Below are 15,581 nucleotides of genomic sequence, written 5' to 3'. Positions count from 1 at the left end.
TATGAGAATAACTAATACAATGATGATCAACAATTCACTTGCCAATATAGCAGTGAATAAGAATCAGCTCAGTACGCTAGATACACAGATGTCTACCAAGAAGAAGATAAACAGGCCGTCTGAGGATCCTATTATTGCAATTCGTGCTCTTAGACTCCGTTCGAGCCTTAACGAGGTCACACAGTATCTTGAGAAGAATATACCTGATGCCAATTCATGGATGAAGGTAATTCAGGGCGCACTTGAAGAGGGAGAGAATGTTGTCAGCGATCTCTACAAGAATTGCAATCAGGGCGCTACTGATTCATATTCCACAGAGCAGAGGGCAACTCTTGCGGATGACCTCCAGAATCTCAAAGAGACATATTATGACCAGGGTAATGTAGATTATGCGGGAAGATATGTCTTCTCGGGATACAGAACAGATTCAAGGCTTACATTTGCATCAGAGGCAGAGGCCGATAATTACAGCTACAGCATTACACAGGGACTTACGGCTGACAACTTTGATACCAAGTATGTGTACAGCAATCCGGTAGATGTTACGGATCTTGAGAGTTATATAAACAGTACTGCTGCAATACCTGATGTTGACAGGGCAGAGGTATATCGTATGCGGCTCGCATACAGTGATACGGATTCCAATACAATCCCTGTGCTTCAGTATCAGAAGACAGATGCGAGCGGTAAGCTGGTTACAGATGCAGACGGCAATCCTGTCATGGTTAATGTTGCCGATAAGTATCCTATTAAGTCAACAACTGATGATAATGCAATTCCGGGAGACGATGAGATATTATATAATGCCAACACAGGCGAGCTTATCTTTGGCAAGAATGCATACCTTGAGACACGTAACCAGAAGAATCTTAATGTGACATACAGCAAGACTAACTTTGATAAGGGCGATGTAAAGCCGGAACATTATTTTATGTGCGTACGTACCGACAGAGATGCAAAGGCACTTGCCGATAAGAACGGGACAGCATATACACCGATAACATACAATGAGGAGCTTGCCGCCGATAATTACGGAATGCTTGACAAGCAGCTTGAATACATGGTTAACTTTTCGCAGAAGATAAGAGTTAATTCATCTGCTTCACAGTGCTTTAACATTTATCTCGGAAGGGATGTTGATGATCTTAGCAGCACAGTAAGTACCGTAAGCGATATTGAGACTGCACAGGCTAAGCTTAAGCAGATGAAGGAATCTCCGATGTATGCTAACGATGAGGTTGCGCAGAAGAGAATAGAGGAGCTGTCGGAAGTGCTTGATAAGCAGTTTGATCTTGCTAAGGATTCAATGCAGGAAGTATTTGACGCAGGAGTGACAAAGATGCAGAATTACGATCAGGAGAATCGTAAGCAGCAGGCGGATATCGGCAACAGACTATCAAGGCTCGAGCTTAATGAGTCTAGACTTACAGAGCAGCAGACTAACTTTAAAGAACTTAAGTCTAAGAATGAGGATGTTGAACTCGAGGATGCGATGATTAATTATTACTCAGCCGAGCTTGTATACAATTCTTCGATAAGTGCGGCAAGTAAGGTTGTCCGCCAGTCACTTCTTGATTTCTTATAAATAAACGGCCGGAAGCATATGATAATTATTATATTGCGAAGGGCGGAATTGGAGGCGTTGATTATGGTCGTTGAGACTAAATGGTTTGGTACTATTGATATCAGCGAAGACAAGATAATTACATTTGATATGGGAATTATGGGCTTCGAGGATTATAAAAAATTTACTATCATATATGATTCGGAGAGAGATAACGGCAGGGAGGTTGTATGGCTCCAGTCAGTTGATGATAAGAATTTTGCATTACCTGTTATGAATCCGGATATTGTATACAAGGGATATGATCCGGTTGTTGAAGATGAGCTTCTGGCTTCAATCGGGGATGATATCCTTAATGCACCACTTATGGTATTTGTTACACTTACTGTAGGACAGGATATTAAAAAGATGACATGTAACCTCAAGGCACCGATTATAATAAATGCAGATACCCGCAAAGGATGCCAGCTTATTGCTGATAATGAAGAATATCCTGTTAAGTATCCTATATATGATATAATAAGTGCTGCTTCAAAGAAGGGCGGTGAATAGGATGCTGGCATTATCAAGAAAAAAGGACGAGGCTATCGTTATTAATGACGATATCGAGATTAAAGTCATTGAGATAAAAGGCGACCAGGTCAAGATAGGAATAAGTGCCCCTAAGTCAGTGCCTATCTATCGTAAGGAAGTGTATGTGCAGATTCAGGAAGCTAATAAGGCGGCTGCGAATTCTGTAGATGCGGATACGCTGAAAAATATTTTTAAATAGGTTAATTTTTTATGGCATGATGCCGATAAAACAATATAGAAAAAGTTAGATTATGTATTTTTTTTGATGCACATGGAGGTGTTAATCATGGGAATGGACTCAGTTAAAGGCGTAGCACAGGCAGTATCTATGCAGCCTCAGACATTGACTCAGACAAAGAATGCTGCACAGCCAAAGCAGGCAGATACAGCAGCGGAACAGTATGTACAGCAGGCTCAGTCTGCAACACAGAAGGCGGTTGTATCAGCTAAGGCCGGTGACGGTACACAGGACAGCAAGACAGGCAGTGATTCAAAGCGCAATATGCAGTCTGATATTGAGGCAATGAAGAATGTTGCGAAGGATGTCAACAAGATAATCAATAAGAATACAATAGCAGAATTCGGCTATCACGAAGAGACACACAGGATAACGATTAAGATCAAAGATAAGGATACAGATGAGATTATCAAGGAAATACCTTCTGAGAAGGCACTTGAACTTCTTGAGAAGGCGTGGGAACTTGCAGGTATCCTTGTAGATGAGAAGAGATAGGAGGCGTATACAATGCCAATAAGACTTTCAGGTATGAGCTCAGGACTCGATACAGATGCAATTGTACAGGCACTGGTGTCCTCATATTCAACGACTAAGACTAATCTTGAAAAAGCACAGACTAAGCTTTCATGGAAGCAGGATGCATGGAAGACACTTAATACGAAGGTGTACAGCTTCTATACAGGCAAGCTTTCTGCTATGAGACTTAGCTCTTCATACAGTAAGAAGACATCATCAGTTTCTAATTCAACGATTGCCAAGGTTACAGCATCATCAGGCGCTGTTAACGGTAATCAGAAGCTTATTGTTAAGCAGCTGGCATCAGCAGGATACCTGACAGGCGGTGTTATATCCGCAACGAAGGATGGCGAGAAGGCTTCTGTTACGGGAAGTACCAAGCTTAGTGAGATAACCGGCATGGGTGATTATGCTAATGGCGGAACACTTAAGGTCAAGGCAACAGCATCAGGCGGGACGAAGACTGTAAGCCTTACATCAGATATGACAGTTAATCAGTTTGTTGCAGCACTTAAGGATGCAGGTCTCAGTGCTAACTTTGACTCAGGCAACCAGAGAATATTTATTAACAGTAAGACGTCAGGTCTTGATGGAGAATTCACTCTTGAAGGGGCTGATGGCAATGGCACGGGAGCACTTAAGGCACTTGGGCTTCTTACATCATCAGAGGCTAAGAATAATTATTCAACAGTTGCCGGATGGACAGATGCAGATGTAGTTGCTAATGCAAAGTCTGCTTATAATTCAAAGATAGCATCTTATAATAAGACGATACAGTCATACCTTGCAGGCAATTCGAGTCTTAAGAATGCTAACGAGACGACACTTGCATATCGCAAGGAATATGCTGAGATATACGCTGCCAAGCTTTCATATGAAGATACATATGACGCAGATGGCAAGCTTGTATCACAGACTGCAACAGCTGCGAGCAGGGCAGAGGCTTTCAAGGCAGTTAATGAGAAGATAGATGCTCTTAAGAACAGCGACCGTAAGAAAGAGCTTGAGGACCGTAAGGCAGCAGGAGAGAAGCTCAATGATACAGAGACAGCTGAACTTGATGAGTTTAATTCAAGAATTGCAGCAGCGGAGAAGGTCGCCGGAGATCTTGGCAACGATACACTTTTGGTTACACGTACCCGGAAAGAAACAGTTAATGATGACGGATCTACAACTGCCGTAATGGAAGATAACGACATTGACAAGTATATCAAAGGCATCAGTTCGGCAATTAAGACTAACGAAGAGACAATAGCTTCTAATATGGAGGCAATCTATAACCTTCATAAGGAAGTTGATTCCAGCTTTGACGAGACATCTTTTGATGCTGACAGTGCAACAGAGGATAATGCACTTATTACTGTTGATTTTGCTGAAGGTGATACACTTGATGCAGCAACTGCAGCTAATTCCGCTAACAAGCTTGCTTCTGATCTGATTGCTTCATATAAGGCGCAGAGAGAGGAAGCCAAGACAAAGCTTGCACAGTATGAGGAAGCACAGAAAAAAGCTGATGCGGGTCAGGCATCAGCAGCAGATAATGAACTCCTTGGGATTGGAAGTTCTTCCGGTTCTGCGGCTGTGAGAATAACAGGTCAGGATGCAATTATTGAACTTAACGGAGCAACATTTACAAGTAATACCAACAACTTCTCTGTTAATGGGCTTACAATTCAGGCACTCAGTGTCAATAGTGCTTCGGATCCTGTAACAATCACAACAGATACAGATGTTGATGGCATATATAATATGATAAAGGACTTCTTTAAGGAATATAATGAGATTGTCAATTATATGGATGAGAAGTACAATGCTTCAAGTGCCAAGGGCTATGAGCCGCTTACTGATGACGAGAAGGATGCCATGACAGATACAGAGATTGAGAAGTGGGAGACTAAGATTAAGGATTCACTTCTCCGCAAAGACAATACGTTGTCAACAATCTCTAATTCCATGAAGACTAATATGCTTAAGAGTTATGAGATTAACGGAACAAAGTATAATCTTTCAAGTTTTGGTATTGCGACACTCAGTTATTTTACAGCCGGAGATAATGAACATGGTGCTTTCCATATTGACGGTAATGCAGATGATTCGCAGACTTCGGGCAATACAGATAAGTTGAGGGCAGCTATTGCCAGCGACCCTGATACGGTTGTGGAATTCTTCAGCAAATTGACTACTGAAGTGTATAATGACCTGACAAAGAGAATGTCGAGAACAAATCTCAGCAGTGCATATACATTATATAATGACAAGCAGATGAATACAGAGTACTCTAATTACAGCACTAAGATATCAGAATGGGAGACTAAGATAAGTGAGAAGGAAGATTACTATTATAAGAAGTTCTCTTCAATGGAGTCTGCGCTTTCTAAGCTTAACTCACAGCAGTCTTCACTTTCAAACTATTTTAGCTGATACTAAAGATTACAAAATATAAGCTTGGTGTGTTAAACATTCCGGCATGGAGGTAGAGAATGGCTTTAAATCAGGCATATTCACAGTATAATAACAGTAAGATACTGACGGCATCACCGGCAGAGCTGACGCTTATGCTGTATGACGGTGCAATCAAGTTCTGCAACATAGCTATAATGGCTATAGAGAAGAATGATGTCATGAAAGCACATACTTACATAGTTAAGACTGAGAATATTATAGAGGAATTTCAGGCAACACTTAATCATAAATATCCGGTAGCAAAAGACTTTGACAATGTCTACAAATACATTTATAATAGACTTATCGAGGCTAATGTCAAAAAGGATAAGGATATACTTGAAGAAGTCCTTGTTCATCTGAGAACACTTCGCGACACATGGAAGGAAGTTATGAAGATTACTCATAACGGAGCAGATGTTAACAAGTAACATGAATGGAGGATGACATGGCAGAGCTTAGCAGTAATTATTTGTCACTGATGTCCGACAGCCTTAATAAAAAAGCAGAAGTGCTTGAAGCTATCGCAGGTATTAACGATAATCAGAATGAGATATTGCAGGCACAGCCGTTTGAACTTGATGATTTTGATGCGACAGTGCATCAGAAGGCTGAGCTTATAGATCAGCTTGAACGGCTTGACGATGGATTCGCTTCGCTGTTTGCAAGAGTGAGGGAACAGCTTGACGGCAGGAAAGAGCAGTATGCCGGAGAGATTAAGTCTATGCAGCAGTTAATCAGAAAGGTTACAGAGTTAAGTGTTAAGGTTGAAGCACAGGAACAGCGCAATAAGGTCCTCGCGGATAAGCAGTTCTCGACGCTTAAGAAGGAAGTAAGGGAAGCCAAGAGAAGTACACAGATGGCATCCCGTTACTATAAGTCAATGAGCAAGGTGGATATAGCTCCACAGTTCATGGACAAAAAAAATTAAAAAAGTTTATATTAGGACTAAAGTTTCAAGACTAACGTCCGATATAATAAATAACAGCAATACATAATGTGTTGCTAGTAACAAAAACAAAATATTGATGGCATGGAAGCCATCAGAATTTCAAGGAGGAAAATACTATGGTAGTACAGCACAATCTTTCAGCAATGAACACTAACAGACAGCTTAGCGGAGTTCAGAGCGCACAGTCAAAGTCAACAGAGAAGCTTTCATCAGGCTACAGAATCAACAGAGCTGGTGATGACGCTGCAGGTCTTTCAATTTCTGAGAAGATGAGAAGCCAGATTAGAGGTCTTAATAAGGCATCATCTAATGCACAGGATGGTATCTCACTTGTACAGGTTGCAGAAGGTGCCCTTAACGAGACACATTCTATCCTTCAGAGAATGAACGAGCTTGCTACACAGGCTGCTAACGACACTAACACATCAACAGACCGTACAGCTATCCAGGCTGAGATTGATCAGCTTACAAGCGAGATCAACAGAATTCAGTCAACAACACAGTTCAACACAATGAATCTTCTTGATGGAACATTTTCATCAAAGAACCTTCAGGTTGGATCACTTAGCGGACAGTCAATCGGAATCTCAATCAAGAACATGAATGCATCTTCACTTGGTGTTGACGCACTTAAGGTTTCAAGCTTTGCATCAGCAGGTTCTTCAATGGACAAGATTCAGAGTGCTATTAACCTTGTATCAACACAGCGTTCAACACTTGGTGCTCTTCAGAACAGACTTGAGCACACAATCAACAACCTGAATACAACTGCTGAGAATACACAGGCAGCTGAGTCTCGTATCCGTGACGTTGATATGGCTACAGAGATGGTTGAGTACAGCAAGAACAACATTCTTGCTCAGGCTGGACAGTCAATGCTTGCTCAGGCTAACCAGGCTACACAGGGTGTTCTTTCACTCCTCGGCTAATCTTTGGTTTGATTGCAGGAAAGTCATCCTTTGGATGATGTACAGACAAATTTGTTTTTGTTTATGTTTTAAGAAGAGGGCAGATTTTATATCTGCTCTCTTTTTTTAAAATAAAATATAAAAATAAATATAAAAGGGTTAAGTATTGGAAGAATTGGTCGATATACATAGTGTACTTAAGAATGATACATCAGTCAGGGAGATTTGATGATTGTCATACATACAAAACATAAACAAAACTAATTAATGGAGTGCATTATCAAGGAGGACGAATATTATGGTAGTACAGCACAATCTTTCAGCAATGAATACTAACAGACAGTTAGGAATCGTAACATCAGCACAGTCAACATCTACAGAGAAGCTTTCATCAGGCTATAGAATTAACAGATCAGCAGATGATGCAGCAGGGCTTTCAATATCTGAGAAGATGAGAAGCCAGATCAGAGGCCTTAACAAGGCTGCTTCTAATGCACAGGATGGTATCTCACTTGTGCAGGTTGCAGAAGGCGCTCTTAACGAGACACACTCAATCCTTCAGAGAATGAACGAGCTTGCTACACAGGCTGCTAATGATACCAATACATCAACCGACCGTACAGCTATTCAGTCGGAGATTGACCAGCTTACAAGTGAGGTTAACAGAATTCAGTCAACAACACAGTTTAATTCAATGAATCTTCTTGATGGGACATTCTCATCAAAGAATCTTCAGGTTGGATCACTTAGCGGACAGTCAATCGGAATCTCAATAAAGAACATGGATGCATCTTCGCTTGGTGTTAATTCACTTAAGGTTTCAAGCTTTGCATCAGCAGGTTCTGCGATGGACAAGATTCAGAGCGCTATCAATCTTGTCTCAACACAGCGCTCAACACTCGGTGCTCTTCAGAACAGACTTGAGCATACAATCAACAACCTGAATACAACTGCTGAGAATACACAGGCAGCTGAGTCTCGTATCCGTGATGTTGATATGGCTACAGAGATGGTTGAATACAGCAAGAATAATATCCTTGCACAGGCCGGACAGTCGATGCTTGCACAGGCTAATCAGGCTACACAGGGTGTACTGTCACTGTTACAGTAATATAGCAATAATGAGTATTAATAAAGCTGGCAGTAATGCCAGCTTTATTTTTTAGATAATTATTGGAGGAATAATGGAGATACAGAAGCTCAAAGAATATGTAAAAGCAGCAGAAAATATATCAAATATGCTTTATGCCAATGATGTATCGGGGGCTCAGCAGATTATTGGCGATACAGTTAAAAATGTTAATAATATATATCTTGGATATATTAACAGAACTGATGAACTGGAGGGCAGAGGGATTGAGGTTCCTGTAGATATATTGCTGTCACAGATGCAGAATCTTATGACTGCAATTGACAGTAAGGACACAATTATGCTGGCAGATACATTGCTTTATGAGATAAAAGAAGGAATGCTTTTCTTCACTGATATTGAGAATGAACTCGGAGGTACACAGGAGTGAATGAACTGGCAAAAAAGAATATAGAGTGCCTTGCTGAGAAGATGAAAGATATTGAAGAAGGCATTGTGAATTATGTTAATAAAAATGGTAATCAGGATAAGACAGTATATATTGACAGATCAGCCAATGAAGAGCTGATTCTTGCAAAAGAAAAAGAAGGAAGAATATGGTACCTTAACAGTAGATACGATGTACAGTATGCGGCTAAAGTGCTTGCGGATGCACAGGGAGAGATTCATTACAGAAATATATTCATTCTGTGTGGACTGGGGAATGGAATGTACCTGCAGGAGCTTCTAAAAAGACTTGGTGATGAGAATATAGTTATTGCATATGAACCGGATCCAGAGGTGTTCGTTAGCCTGATTGAAAACGTGGATATGACAGAGAGCTTTGGCGACAGAAGAGTTCTTGTCTTTGCAGAGGGGATTAATACCAACACATTCAGCCAGTATTTTGGGATTATATTCAGGTATGAACTTATTGATCTTTCTAAATTTATCATTGCACCTAATTATGGAAGATTATATGCAGAACAGATACAGGAGTTCCATGACATGTGCTGGCGTGAGGCCAATATGCTTCAGGGTGAGAAAAATACTCTTGCCGATATAGGCTATGAGATGGCTGACAATGTTATAGCTAATCTCTGGAATATGTCCAAGCACTCAACGGTGAATGAACTCGCAGAGTATTTTGAAAATGCCGGCGTTGATACAGAGAATGTTCCGTTCCTGATAGTATCAGCCGGACCTTCGCTTGATAAGAATATTGAAGATGTGAGGGCAGCCAAGGGACATGCATTTGTTGTGGCTGTTGATTCAGCAATAAGAAAAATGCTTGAATATAATATAATGCCTGACATGATTGTTACGGTTGATTCTCATAAGCCGCTTGTATTGTTTGAAGATGAGAGAGTGAAGCATATTCCTATGGTCGTCTGCGGACAGTCAAGGCAGGAGGTATACAGACAGCATAAAGCTAAGATGTTTGTATTTACGGAGGATGAATTTGTACTCTATTTTTACCGCCATTTCGGACATGACATAGCACCGCTGAGAACAGGTGGGTCTGTCGCAAATAATGCATTTTCACTTGCATTGCTTCTGGGATTCAAGAAAATAATTCTTGTAGGACAGGATCTTGCATTTACCAATAATAAAAAGCATGCGTCCAATGTATATGAAGAATCAGGCATAAGTGAAGAGGACAGCTACAAATACACATATGTCACCGACATCAACGGGGAGCAGATTCTTACATTCAGAAACTTTGCAATGTACAAAGACTGGTTTGAGGGAGTGATAAGAGATAACGAGGATGTTAAGGTGCTTAATGCAACTGAAGGCGGAGCTAATATAAAGGGAGCAGAAAACTGCACACTTAAGGAAGCAATTGCAAGGTGGTGTAACGTAAGTTTCAACGCATCGATAATAAATAATGTACCTGATGTGTTTGCTGATGAGGAGATTACGTCAGTATATGATTACATTGTTGAGATGCATGACAGATGTGACGAGCTTAATAAAAGTTTCAATGAAGAGATTAAGAATTATATGAGGCTTAAGGAGCTTATTGCAGAGGGGAAGACCGGTGGAAGTGCATTCAACAGTGTAATGAAAAAAATACAGAAATTTAATGATATGGCTAACAGAGAACCACTTGTACATCTTATATCAATGTATTCATCAAAGAATGAGCATGAGGCGCTTGAAGGGCTGTATGAAGAGAAGAAATCGGCAGACAGAGAAGCAATGACTGCAGCTGACAAGGGAATTGCATTGCTTGAAGGATATAAGCAGGGCTGTGAGCTTACGAAGCAGGCATTTGGAAAGCTTATAGACTCAATTGAAGCTGAAGCATGATGTTAGGTATCGTTGAAAAACAGATAACATTTGATTATAATAAGAATAAAGGGTTATTAAACAAAGAAAGCTCCTTGTTAAAATATATGAAAATGTTTAGGTGATTATATGGAAATTGGCAGTGTAATAGAACTGGATGATTGGTGTATGTATCAGTTGCCAGAGAATTCAGCAGACAGCATGAAAAATTTCGGTCTGCCTTTTATGGGGGCAGAAAAACCGGAGTATAAAAATGTATTTTATCAGAGTGGGCGAAATGCTATAGAAGTCTTATTGAATTTCATCCAAAAAGAGTTTGGTGTTGATGCAATACTAATTCCAGATTATGTATGTGGTACAGTCACAGATGCTGTTAAGCGCGCGGGTATGGAGTATTCTGCATATTGTATCAACGCAGACCTTGAAGTAAATGTGGACGAGATAAAAGCTCAACTAGACTTAGGAATAAAAAGTATATATGTAGTTCACTATTTTGGAATACCGGTTTCACAAAGTTTGATGGATATTATATCTGAGTGCAGGAGTAAAGGAATAATTGTAATTGAGGATATTACGATGGCACTTCTTAGCAGTGGAGATTTTACCATTGGTTTTGGCGACTATATAGTAGGCAGCCTGAGAAAGTGGTTTGCAATACCGGATGGAGGCATAATATGCAGTAAATGCATGCCTGTTCCGGATGAACCCAGCAATAATATTGTCAGCAGATATACAAATCTGTACATGCTTGTACAGGCTATGAAGCGGGAATATGTCAGTGGGAATTTCAAAAATAAGAACCTAAAAGAAAATTATTTAGAATATTATTCAGAGTCAATTAAAGAGCTATTTTCAGACTATAGAATATATCCAATGTCTGAATTCTCTAAAAGATATATATTTAATTGCAATATGGATGATATAAGGGAAAAGAGAATTGATAATTATAACCGTCTGTGTGATTTAGTGAATGGGATGAATTCATTTAAAGTGAAGTCATGCAGCAAAGATGGCGCAGTACCTTTGGGAATGTGGATTGAGTGTGACAACAGGGATAAATTATTACAATATCTGATTAGCTGTAATATATATTGCAATGTTCACTGGAGATTAAAGGAAAGTGTGAATAATCCTGACATAAAATTTCTGGCGGATAATGTGCTGACCATTCCGTGCGATCAAAGATATGGCTTTTATGAGATGGAATATATTTCGGAGAAATTGAAAGTATGGGAAGAACAACAGTAAGAGTAGGATTCAGACTTGATGCCAATATTAATGTCGCAACCGGTCATATGATGAGGTGTGTGTCAATTGCAAATAAATGCAGAGAGCTTGGCATGAAGTGCATATTTATAATTTCAGATACAAGTAATGAGGAGATATTACAAAAAAATCAGTTTGAATATCATGTAATAAATGCACCATGGGATGATTGGAATGCAGGAATTAATGAAGTAACAAATTATATAGAATATGCCGGAATAGAATTTTTGGTAGTTGATTCATATCTTGTTACTGAAGAATTTATGACGGATGTTAACAGGCATGTCCCCGTGATGTATATTGATGATATGTGTAGATGTGCGTATGACATATCATTTGCACTTCATTATTCACAGTGGCCGGAGGAGGATACATTACAGAAACTTTATGACGGAAAAAATACCGGATTGCTTACGGGGATGAAGTACATGCCGCTGCGGGATGAGTTTTCTTCCAGGAAAAAAGTGACAAGTGTAAAAAAGCAGATTATGCTTACAACAGGTGGAACTGACCAATACCATATTACACAAAGACTTGCCCGAATGATATTAGAGGATGAACGCTTTAAGGATTATACATGTGTTGCAGTCCTGGGAAGAATGAACAGTGACAGGCAGGCTATGGATAATATGGCAGAACATGAGAAAAGGTTAGTTGTTCTGCAAAATATATCTAATATGGCAGAAATAATGAGACAAAGTGCAGTTGCGGTGTCGGGAGGGGGAACGTCAATATATGAGTTATGTGCATGTAACACCCCGACCGTATGCGTTGCATTTGCAGAAGATCATGTCGCGTTTGCACAGAAGATGGAATCGCATGGTATTTTAAAGTATGCAGGAGATGCTAGGATTGATACTGATGGGGTATTGAGAAAAACAGTTGAATGCATCTATGAAATACTGAGTACGCCGGAGTATATAAGCAGATGCAGAATTAATATGAGTAGAATTATAGATGGAAACGGCGCATTAAGAATAGCGGAATACATCCAAAAAAATATAGGGCAGCAAAAATGAGGTAAATATGAAGAGTATAGCGATAATAACGGCGCGTGGCGGCAGTAAAAGAATACCTAAGAAAAATATCAGAGAATTTTGCGGAAAGCCTATACTTGCTTATTCAATTGAGGCAGCATTGAATAGTGGGCTTTTTGATGAAGTTATGGTATCCACAGATAGTGAAGAGATCGCAGATATAGCACGAGAATACGGCGCTGATGTTCCATTTATGAGAGAAGCGGCGACATCCGGAGATTATGCTACAACATCTGATGTTATAATGGAAGTCACAGATAAGTATTCAGAAATGGGGATAAAGTATGATTATATATGCTGTATATATCCTACGGCTCCGTTTGTGACAGCTAAAAAGCTAATCGAGGCAATGAATGTTATGATAGAGAAAAAGCCTGTTGAAGTAATGCCTATTGTACAGTTTTCATTTCCTCCACAGAGATGCTTTGTTATATCTGAAGATGGCTGCGTGGAATATAAATATAAAGAATTCTCACAGATGAGATCGCAGGATCTTGAAAAGCAATATCATGATGCTGGGCAGTTTTATATATACGATGCTGAGGAATATATAAAACGAAAGGGTATTATAGTCGACAATATAATGCCGATTGTAGTGCAGGAGACTGAAGTACAGGATATAGATAATGAATCGGATTGGACGATTGCTGAAATAAAGTATAAATATATGAAACAGAGGGATACGGATGCGTAAAGAATTGATGATTGATGGTAAAAAACTGAGTGACAAATCTGATACATACATTATTGCGGAGATGTCAGCTAATCATCTGCATAATCTGGACAGAGCTAAAAGGATAATTGATGTTGCAAAAGAGTGTGGTGCAGATGCAATAAAACTTCAGACATACAGACCTGATACAATTACTATAGACTGCCGTGGACCGGAATTTATGGCAACACCTGGAAGCCCTTGGGAGAATATGAACCTTTTTGAACTATATAAAGAGGCATATACACCATGGGAATGGCATGGAGAGTTAATGGATTATGCAAAAAAAGTCGGAATAACATGTTTTTCATCTCCATTTGATCTGACTGCTATTGATTTTCTTGAAGAGCTTAATGTGCCTGCATATAAGATTGCGTCATTTGAACTTAATGATATACCATTGATAAAGAAGGCAGCAATGACAGGAAAACCCATAATTATGTCAACGGGTATAGCAGATATGTCAGATATAGAGCTGGCATTACGCACGTGTAAAGAAGCGGGGAATGACAAAGTGATACTTTTGAAGTGTGTATCAGAATATCCGACTCCATATGAGGAGATTAATCTCAGGACGCTTACTAATATGTCGGAGACATTTGATTGTGTAGTGGGAGTGTCTGATCATTCATTTGGAAGTGCGGTGGCTGTCGCAGGTGTTGCACTTGGAGCAAGAGTTATTGAAAAGCATCTGACACTCAGTAGAAAAGATGGCGGACCAGATGGAACATTTTCAATGGAGCCTCAGGAATTTAAGAATATGGTAACAGATATCAGGAATGTTGAAAAGGCGCTTGGAAAGGTAACATATGAGCTCACAGAGAAACAGAAAAAGAGTAAAGGAAGATCAAGGTCTTTATATGTTGTAAGTGATATTAAAAAGGGTGAAATATTTACGCCTGATAACATGAGGTCAATACGTCCGGGATATGGATTGCATACAAAGTATTATAAGGACATTATTGGAAAAAGAGCTTCGTGCGATATTAAAAAGGGAACAGCAATGAAATGGAATTATGTAGAGGATGAGGAATGATGAATGTTCTTATATTAAGCTGCGGTACAAGATATAAGCTTGTAAAATATTTTACATCTAATCGCAATTGCGTGGATAAGGTTGTCGTAACGGACTGCAGTAAGGATGCACCGGCATTATATGTTGCGGACAAATATTACATTGTTCCACGCATGGACTCACCGGATTATACTGATACATTGGTCGATATATGTAAAAAAGAAAATATAGACATTATAATTCCTTTACACGAAGATGAGATTATTCTTATTGCAAAAATCAGAAGTATATTTGAAGAAATCGGTGTTATGGTAGCTTTGTCAGACTATGAAAAAATAAAGTTGTGCCGGGATAAGCTGAATCTGAATAATTACCTTGCAGATGCAGGCATACAGTCAGTGCCTACTTATAAGGCTGAGGATTATTGTGAATCGTCCGGAGACAGAATCAATGTTTTTGCGAAACCGAGAGCTGGTGCGGGAAGCGTTGACACATTTCATGTTCATTCAAAAAAGCTGTTGGAAGCATTAATAGAAGAGTATAATGAACAACTGATAGTGCAGCCTGATATGTCGGGACGTGAGTATGGTGTTGATGTTTATGTTGATATGATGAGTAATGAGATTATATCATGCTTTTGCAAAGAGAAACTGCGAATGAGAGCGGGGGAAACAGAAAAATCTGTTACGGACATGAATGCTTCGGTTATAGAACTGGTAAGCAGAGCGGTAAAAAAGATAGGTCTTGTAGGTCCGTTGGATGTAGATGTTATGGAGCATAACGGACAATACAGCATTCTTGAGATAAATCCAAGATTTGGAGGAGGATATCCACATGCATATGAGTGTGGAGCTAATTTTATAGAGTTAATCTGTACTAATGCGTCAGGACATGCTAATGAAAAGATTAATACTGAATATAAGCACAGGAGAGTTTTGAAGTATTCAGATGTATATGTTGCGGACTGATGCCGGATTTTAGAATAGTATATGGA

General features: G+C 39.6%; 16 protein-coding genes. All 16 read left to right on the top strand.

Translation table 11 applies throughout. From position 1 onward, the window contains the following. Nucleotide 1: 1 nt before the first annotated feature. The 16 genes from NQ488_12775 (at nucleotide 2) to NQ488_12700 (ending at nucleotide 15,555) form a co-directional block, all read left to right on the top strand. Complete coding sequence (locus NQ488_12775; protein UWN95411.1) at nucleotides 2–1,585, top strand: flagellin; 1,584 nt, start codon at nucleotides 2–4, stop codon at nucleotides 1,583–1,585. A gap of 63 nt (nucleotides 1,586–1,648) precedes the next feature. After that, nucleotides 1,649–2,116 carry a flagellar assembly protein FliW gene (locus NQ488_12770; GenBank protein UWN95410.1) on the top strand — a complete coding sequence of 156 codons (468 nt, stop codon included), beginning with the start codon at nucleotides 1,649–1,651 and terminating at the stop codon, nucleotides 2,114–2,116. A gap of 1 nt (nucleotide 2,117) precedes the next feature. Then, nucleotides 2,118–2,336, top strand: a complete 219-nt coding sequence (gene csrA / locus NQ488_12765) for a carbon storage regulator CsrA (GenBank protein UWN95409.1) — start codon at nucleotides 2,118–2,120, stop codon at nucleotides 2,334–2,336. Between the two features lie 87 nt (nucleotides 2,337–2,423). Beyond that, nucleotides 2,424–2,870: a flagellar protein FlaG gene (locus tag NQ488_12760; GenBank protein UWN95408.1), complete on the top strand. Its 447-nt coding sequence runs from the start codon at nucleotides 2,424–2,426 to the stop codon at nucleotides 2,868–2,870. Between the two features lie 12 nt (nucleotides 2,871–2,882). Further along, nucleotides 2,883–5,312, top strand: a complete 2,430-nt coding sequence (gene fliD, locus NQ488_12755; protein UWN95407.1) for a flagellar filament capping protein FliD — start codon at nucleotides 2,883–2,885, stop codon at nucleotides 5,310–5,312. 59 nt (nucleotides 5,313–5,371) lie between these two features. After that, the gene (fliS, locus tag NQ488_12750) at nucleotides 5,372–5,764 is read left to right on the top strand and encodes a flagellar export chaperone FliS (protein UWN95406.1); all 393 of its coding nucleotides are present in this window, start codon (nucleotides 5,372–5,374) and stop codon (nucleotides 5,762–5,764) included. 17 nt (nucleotides 5,765–5,781) lie between these two features. Continuing rightward, complete coding sequence (gene flgN, locus NQ488_12745) at nucleotides 5,782–6,264, top strand: flagellar export chaperone FlgN (protein ID UWN95405.1); 483 nt, start codon at nucleotides 5,782–5,784, stop codon at nucleotides 6,262–6,264. Between the two features lie 137 nt (nucleotides 6,265–6,401). Then, the gene (locus NQ488_12740) at nucleotides 6,402–7,214 is read left to right on the top strand and encodes a flagellin (GenBank protein ID UWN95404.1); all 813 of its coding nucleotides are present in this window, start codon (nucleotides 6,402–6,404) and stop codon (nucleotides 7,212–7,214) included. Between the two features lie 277 nt (nucleotides 7,215–7,491). Then, nucleotides 7,492–8,304: a flagellin gene (locus NQ488_12735; GenBank protein ID UWN95403.1), complete on the top strand. Its 813-nt coding sequence runs from the start codon at nucleotides 7,492–7,494 to the stop codon at nucleotides 8,302–8,304. A 73-nt stretch (nucleotides 8,305–8,377) separates the two neighbouring features. Further along, a complete protein-coding gene (locus NQ488_12730) occupies nucleotides 8,378–8,713 on the top strand; it encodes a hypothetical protein (protein UWN95402.1) in 336 nt (111 codons plus the stop codon). Next, entirely contained in the window at nucleotides 8,710–10,578 is a 1,869-nt protein-coding gene (locus NQ488_12725; GenBank protein UWN95401.1) for a DUF115 domain-containing protein, read from the top strand. The genes NQ488_12730 and NQ488_12725 overlap by 4 nt, the downstream gene beginning before the upstream one ends. Before the next feature lie 108 nt (nucleotides 10,579–10,686). Further along, on the top strand, nucleotides 10,687–11,805 hold the full coding sequence (locus NQ488_12720; GenBank protein ID UWN95400.1) for a hypothetical protein: 1,119 nt from the start codon (nucleotides 10,687–10,689) through the stop codon (nucleotides 11,803–11,805). After that, nucleotides 11,787–12,842: a UDP-2,4-diacetamido-2,4,6-trideoxy-beta-L-altropyranose hydrolase gene (pseG, locus tag NQ488_12715; GenBank protein ID UWN95399.1), complete on the top strand. Its 1,056-nt coding sequence runs from the start codon at nucleotides 11,787–11,789 to the stop codon at nucleotides 12,840–12,842. The genes NQ488_12720 and pseG overlap by 19 nt, the downstream gene beginning before the upstream one ends. 7 nt (nucleotides 12,843–12,849) lie before the next feature. Next, complete coding sequence (gene pseF, locus NQ488_12710; protein UWN95398.1) at nucleotides 12,850–13,554, top strand: pseudaminic acid cytidylyltransferase; 705 nt, start codon at nucleotides 12,850–12,852, stop codon at nucleotides 13,552–13,554. Next, complete coding sequence (gene pseI, locus NQ488_12705; GenBank protein UWN95397.1) at nucleotides 13,547–14,608, top strand: pseudaminic acid synthase; 1,062 nt, start codon at nucleotides 13,547–13,549, stop codon at nucleotides 14,606–14,608. Before pseF ends, pseI begins: the two co-directional genes overlap by 8 nt. Then, nucleotides 14,605–15,555, top strand: coding sequence for an ATP-grasp domain-containing protein (locus NQ488_12700; GenBank protein UWN95396.1), 951 nt, complete (start codon nucleotides 14,605–14,607; stop codon nucleotides 15,553–15,555). The genes pseI and NQ488_12700 overlap by 4 nt, the downstream gene beginning before the upstream one ends. Nucleotides 15,556–15,581 lie beyond the last annotated feature (26 nt).

Origin of the sequence: [Bacteroides] pectinophilus, from assembly GCA_025146925.1 — a bacterium.
Classification (GTDB): domain Bacteria; phylum Bacillota; class Clostridia; order Lachnospirales; family Lachnospiraceae; genus Bacteroides_F; species Bacteroides_F pectinophilus.
Note: the sequence above shows the minus strand (reverse complement) of the source record. Positions and strands in the feature narration are given on the sequence as shown.

What these genes read in the sequence shown, in the direction of transcription:
- NQ488_12775 (UWN95411.1), top strand. Translation starts at nt 2, where the DNA reads ATGAGAATAACTAATACAATGATGATCAACAATTCACTTGCCAATATA.
- NQ488_12770 (UWN95410.1), top strand. Translation starts at nt 1,649, where the DNA reads ATGGTCGTTGAGACTAAATGGTTTGGTACTATTGATATCAGCGAAGAC.
- csrA (UWN95409.1), top strand. Translation starts at nt 2,118, where the DNA reads ATGCTGGCATTATCAAGAAAAAAGGACGAGGCTATCGTTATTAATGAC.
- NQ488_12760 (UWN95408.1), top strand. Translation starts at nt 2,424, where the DNA reads ATGGGAATGGACTCAGTTAAAGGCGTAGCACAGGCAGTATCTATGCAG.
- fliD (UWN95407.1), top strand. Translation starts at nt 2,883, where the DNA reads ATGCCAATAAGACTTTCAGGTATGAGCTCAGGACTCGATACAGATGCA.
- fliS (UWN95406.1), top strand. Translation starts at nt 5,372, where the DNA reads ATGGCTTTAAATCAGGCATATTCACAGTATAATAACAGTAAGATACTG.
- flgN (UWN95405.1), top strand. Translation starts at nt 5,782, where the DNA reads ATGGCAGAGCTTAGCAGTAATTATTTGTCACTGATGTCCGACAGCCTT.
- NQ488_12740 (UWN95404.1), top strand. Translation starts at nt 6,402, where the DNA reads ATGGTAGTACAGCACAATCTTTCAGCAATGAACACTAACAGACAGCTT.
- NQ488_12735 (UWN95403.1), top strand. Translation starts at nt 7,492, where the DNA reads ATGGTAGTACAGCACAATCTTTCAGCAATGAATACTAACAGACAGTTA.
- NQ488_12730 (UWN95402.1), top strand. Translation starts at nt 8,378, where the DNA reads ATGGAGATACAGAAGCTCAAAGAATATGTAAAAGCAGCAGAAAATATA.
- NQ488_12720 (UWN95400.1), top strand. Translation starts at nt 10,687, where the DNA reads ATGGAAATTGGCAGTGTAATAGAACTGGATGATTGGTGTATGTATCAG.
- pseG (UWN95399.1), top strand. Translation starts at nt 11,787, where the DNA reads ATGGGAAGAACAACAGTAAGAGTAGGATTCAGACTTGATGCCAATATT.
- pseF (UWN95398.1), top strand. Translation starts at nt 12,850, where the DNA reads ATGAAGAGTATAGCGATAATAACGGCGCGTGGCGGCAGTAAAAGAATA.
- pseI (UWN95397.1), top strand. Translation starts at nt 13,547, where the DNA reads ATGCGTAAAGAATTGATGATTGATGGTAAAAAACTGAGTGACAAATCT.
- NQ488_12700 (UWN95396.1), top strand. Translation starts at nt 14,605, where the DNA reads ATGATGAATGTTCTTATATTAAGCTGCGGTACAAGATATAAGCTTGTA.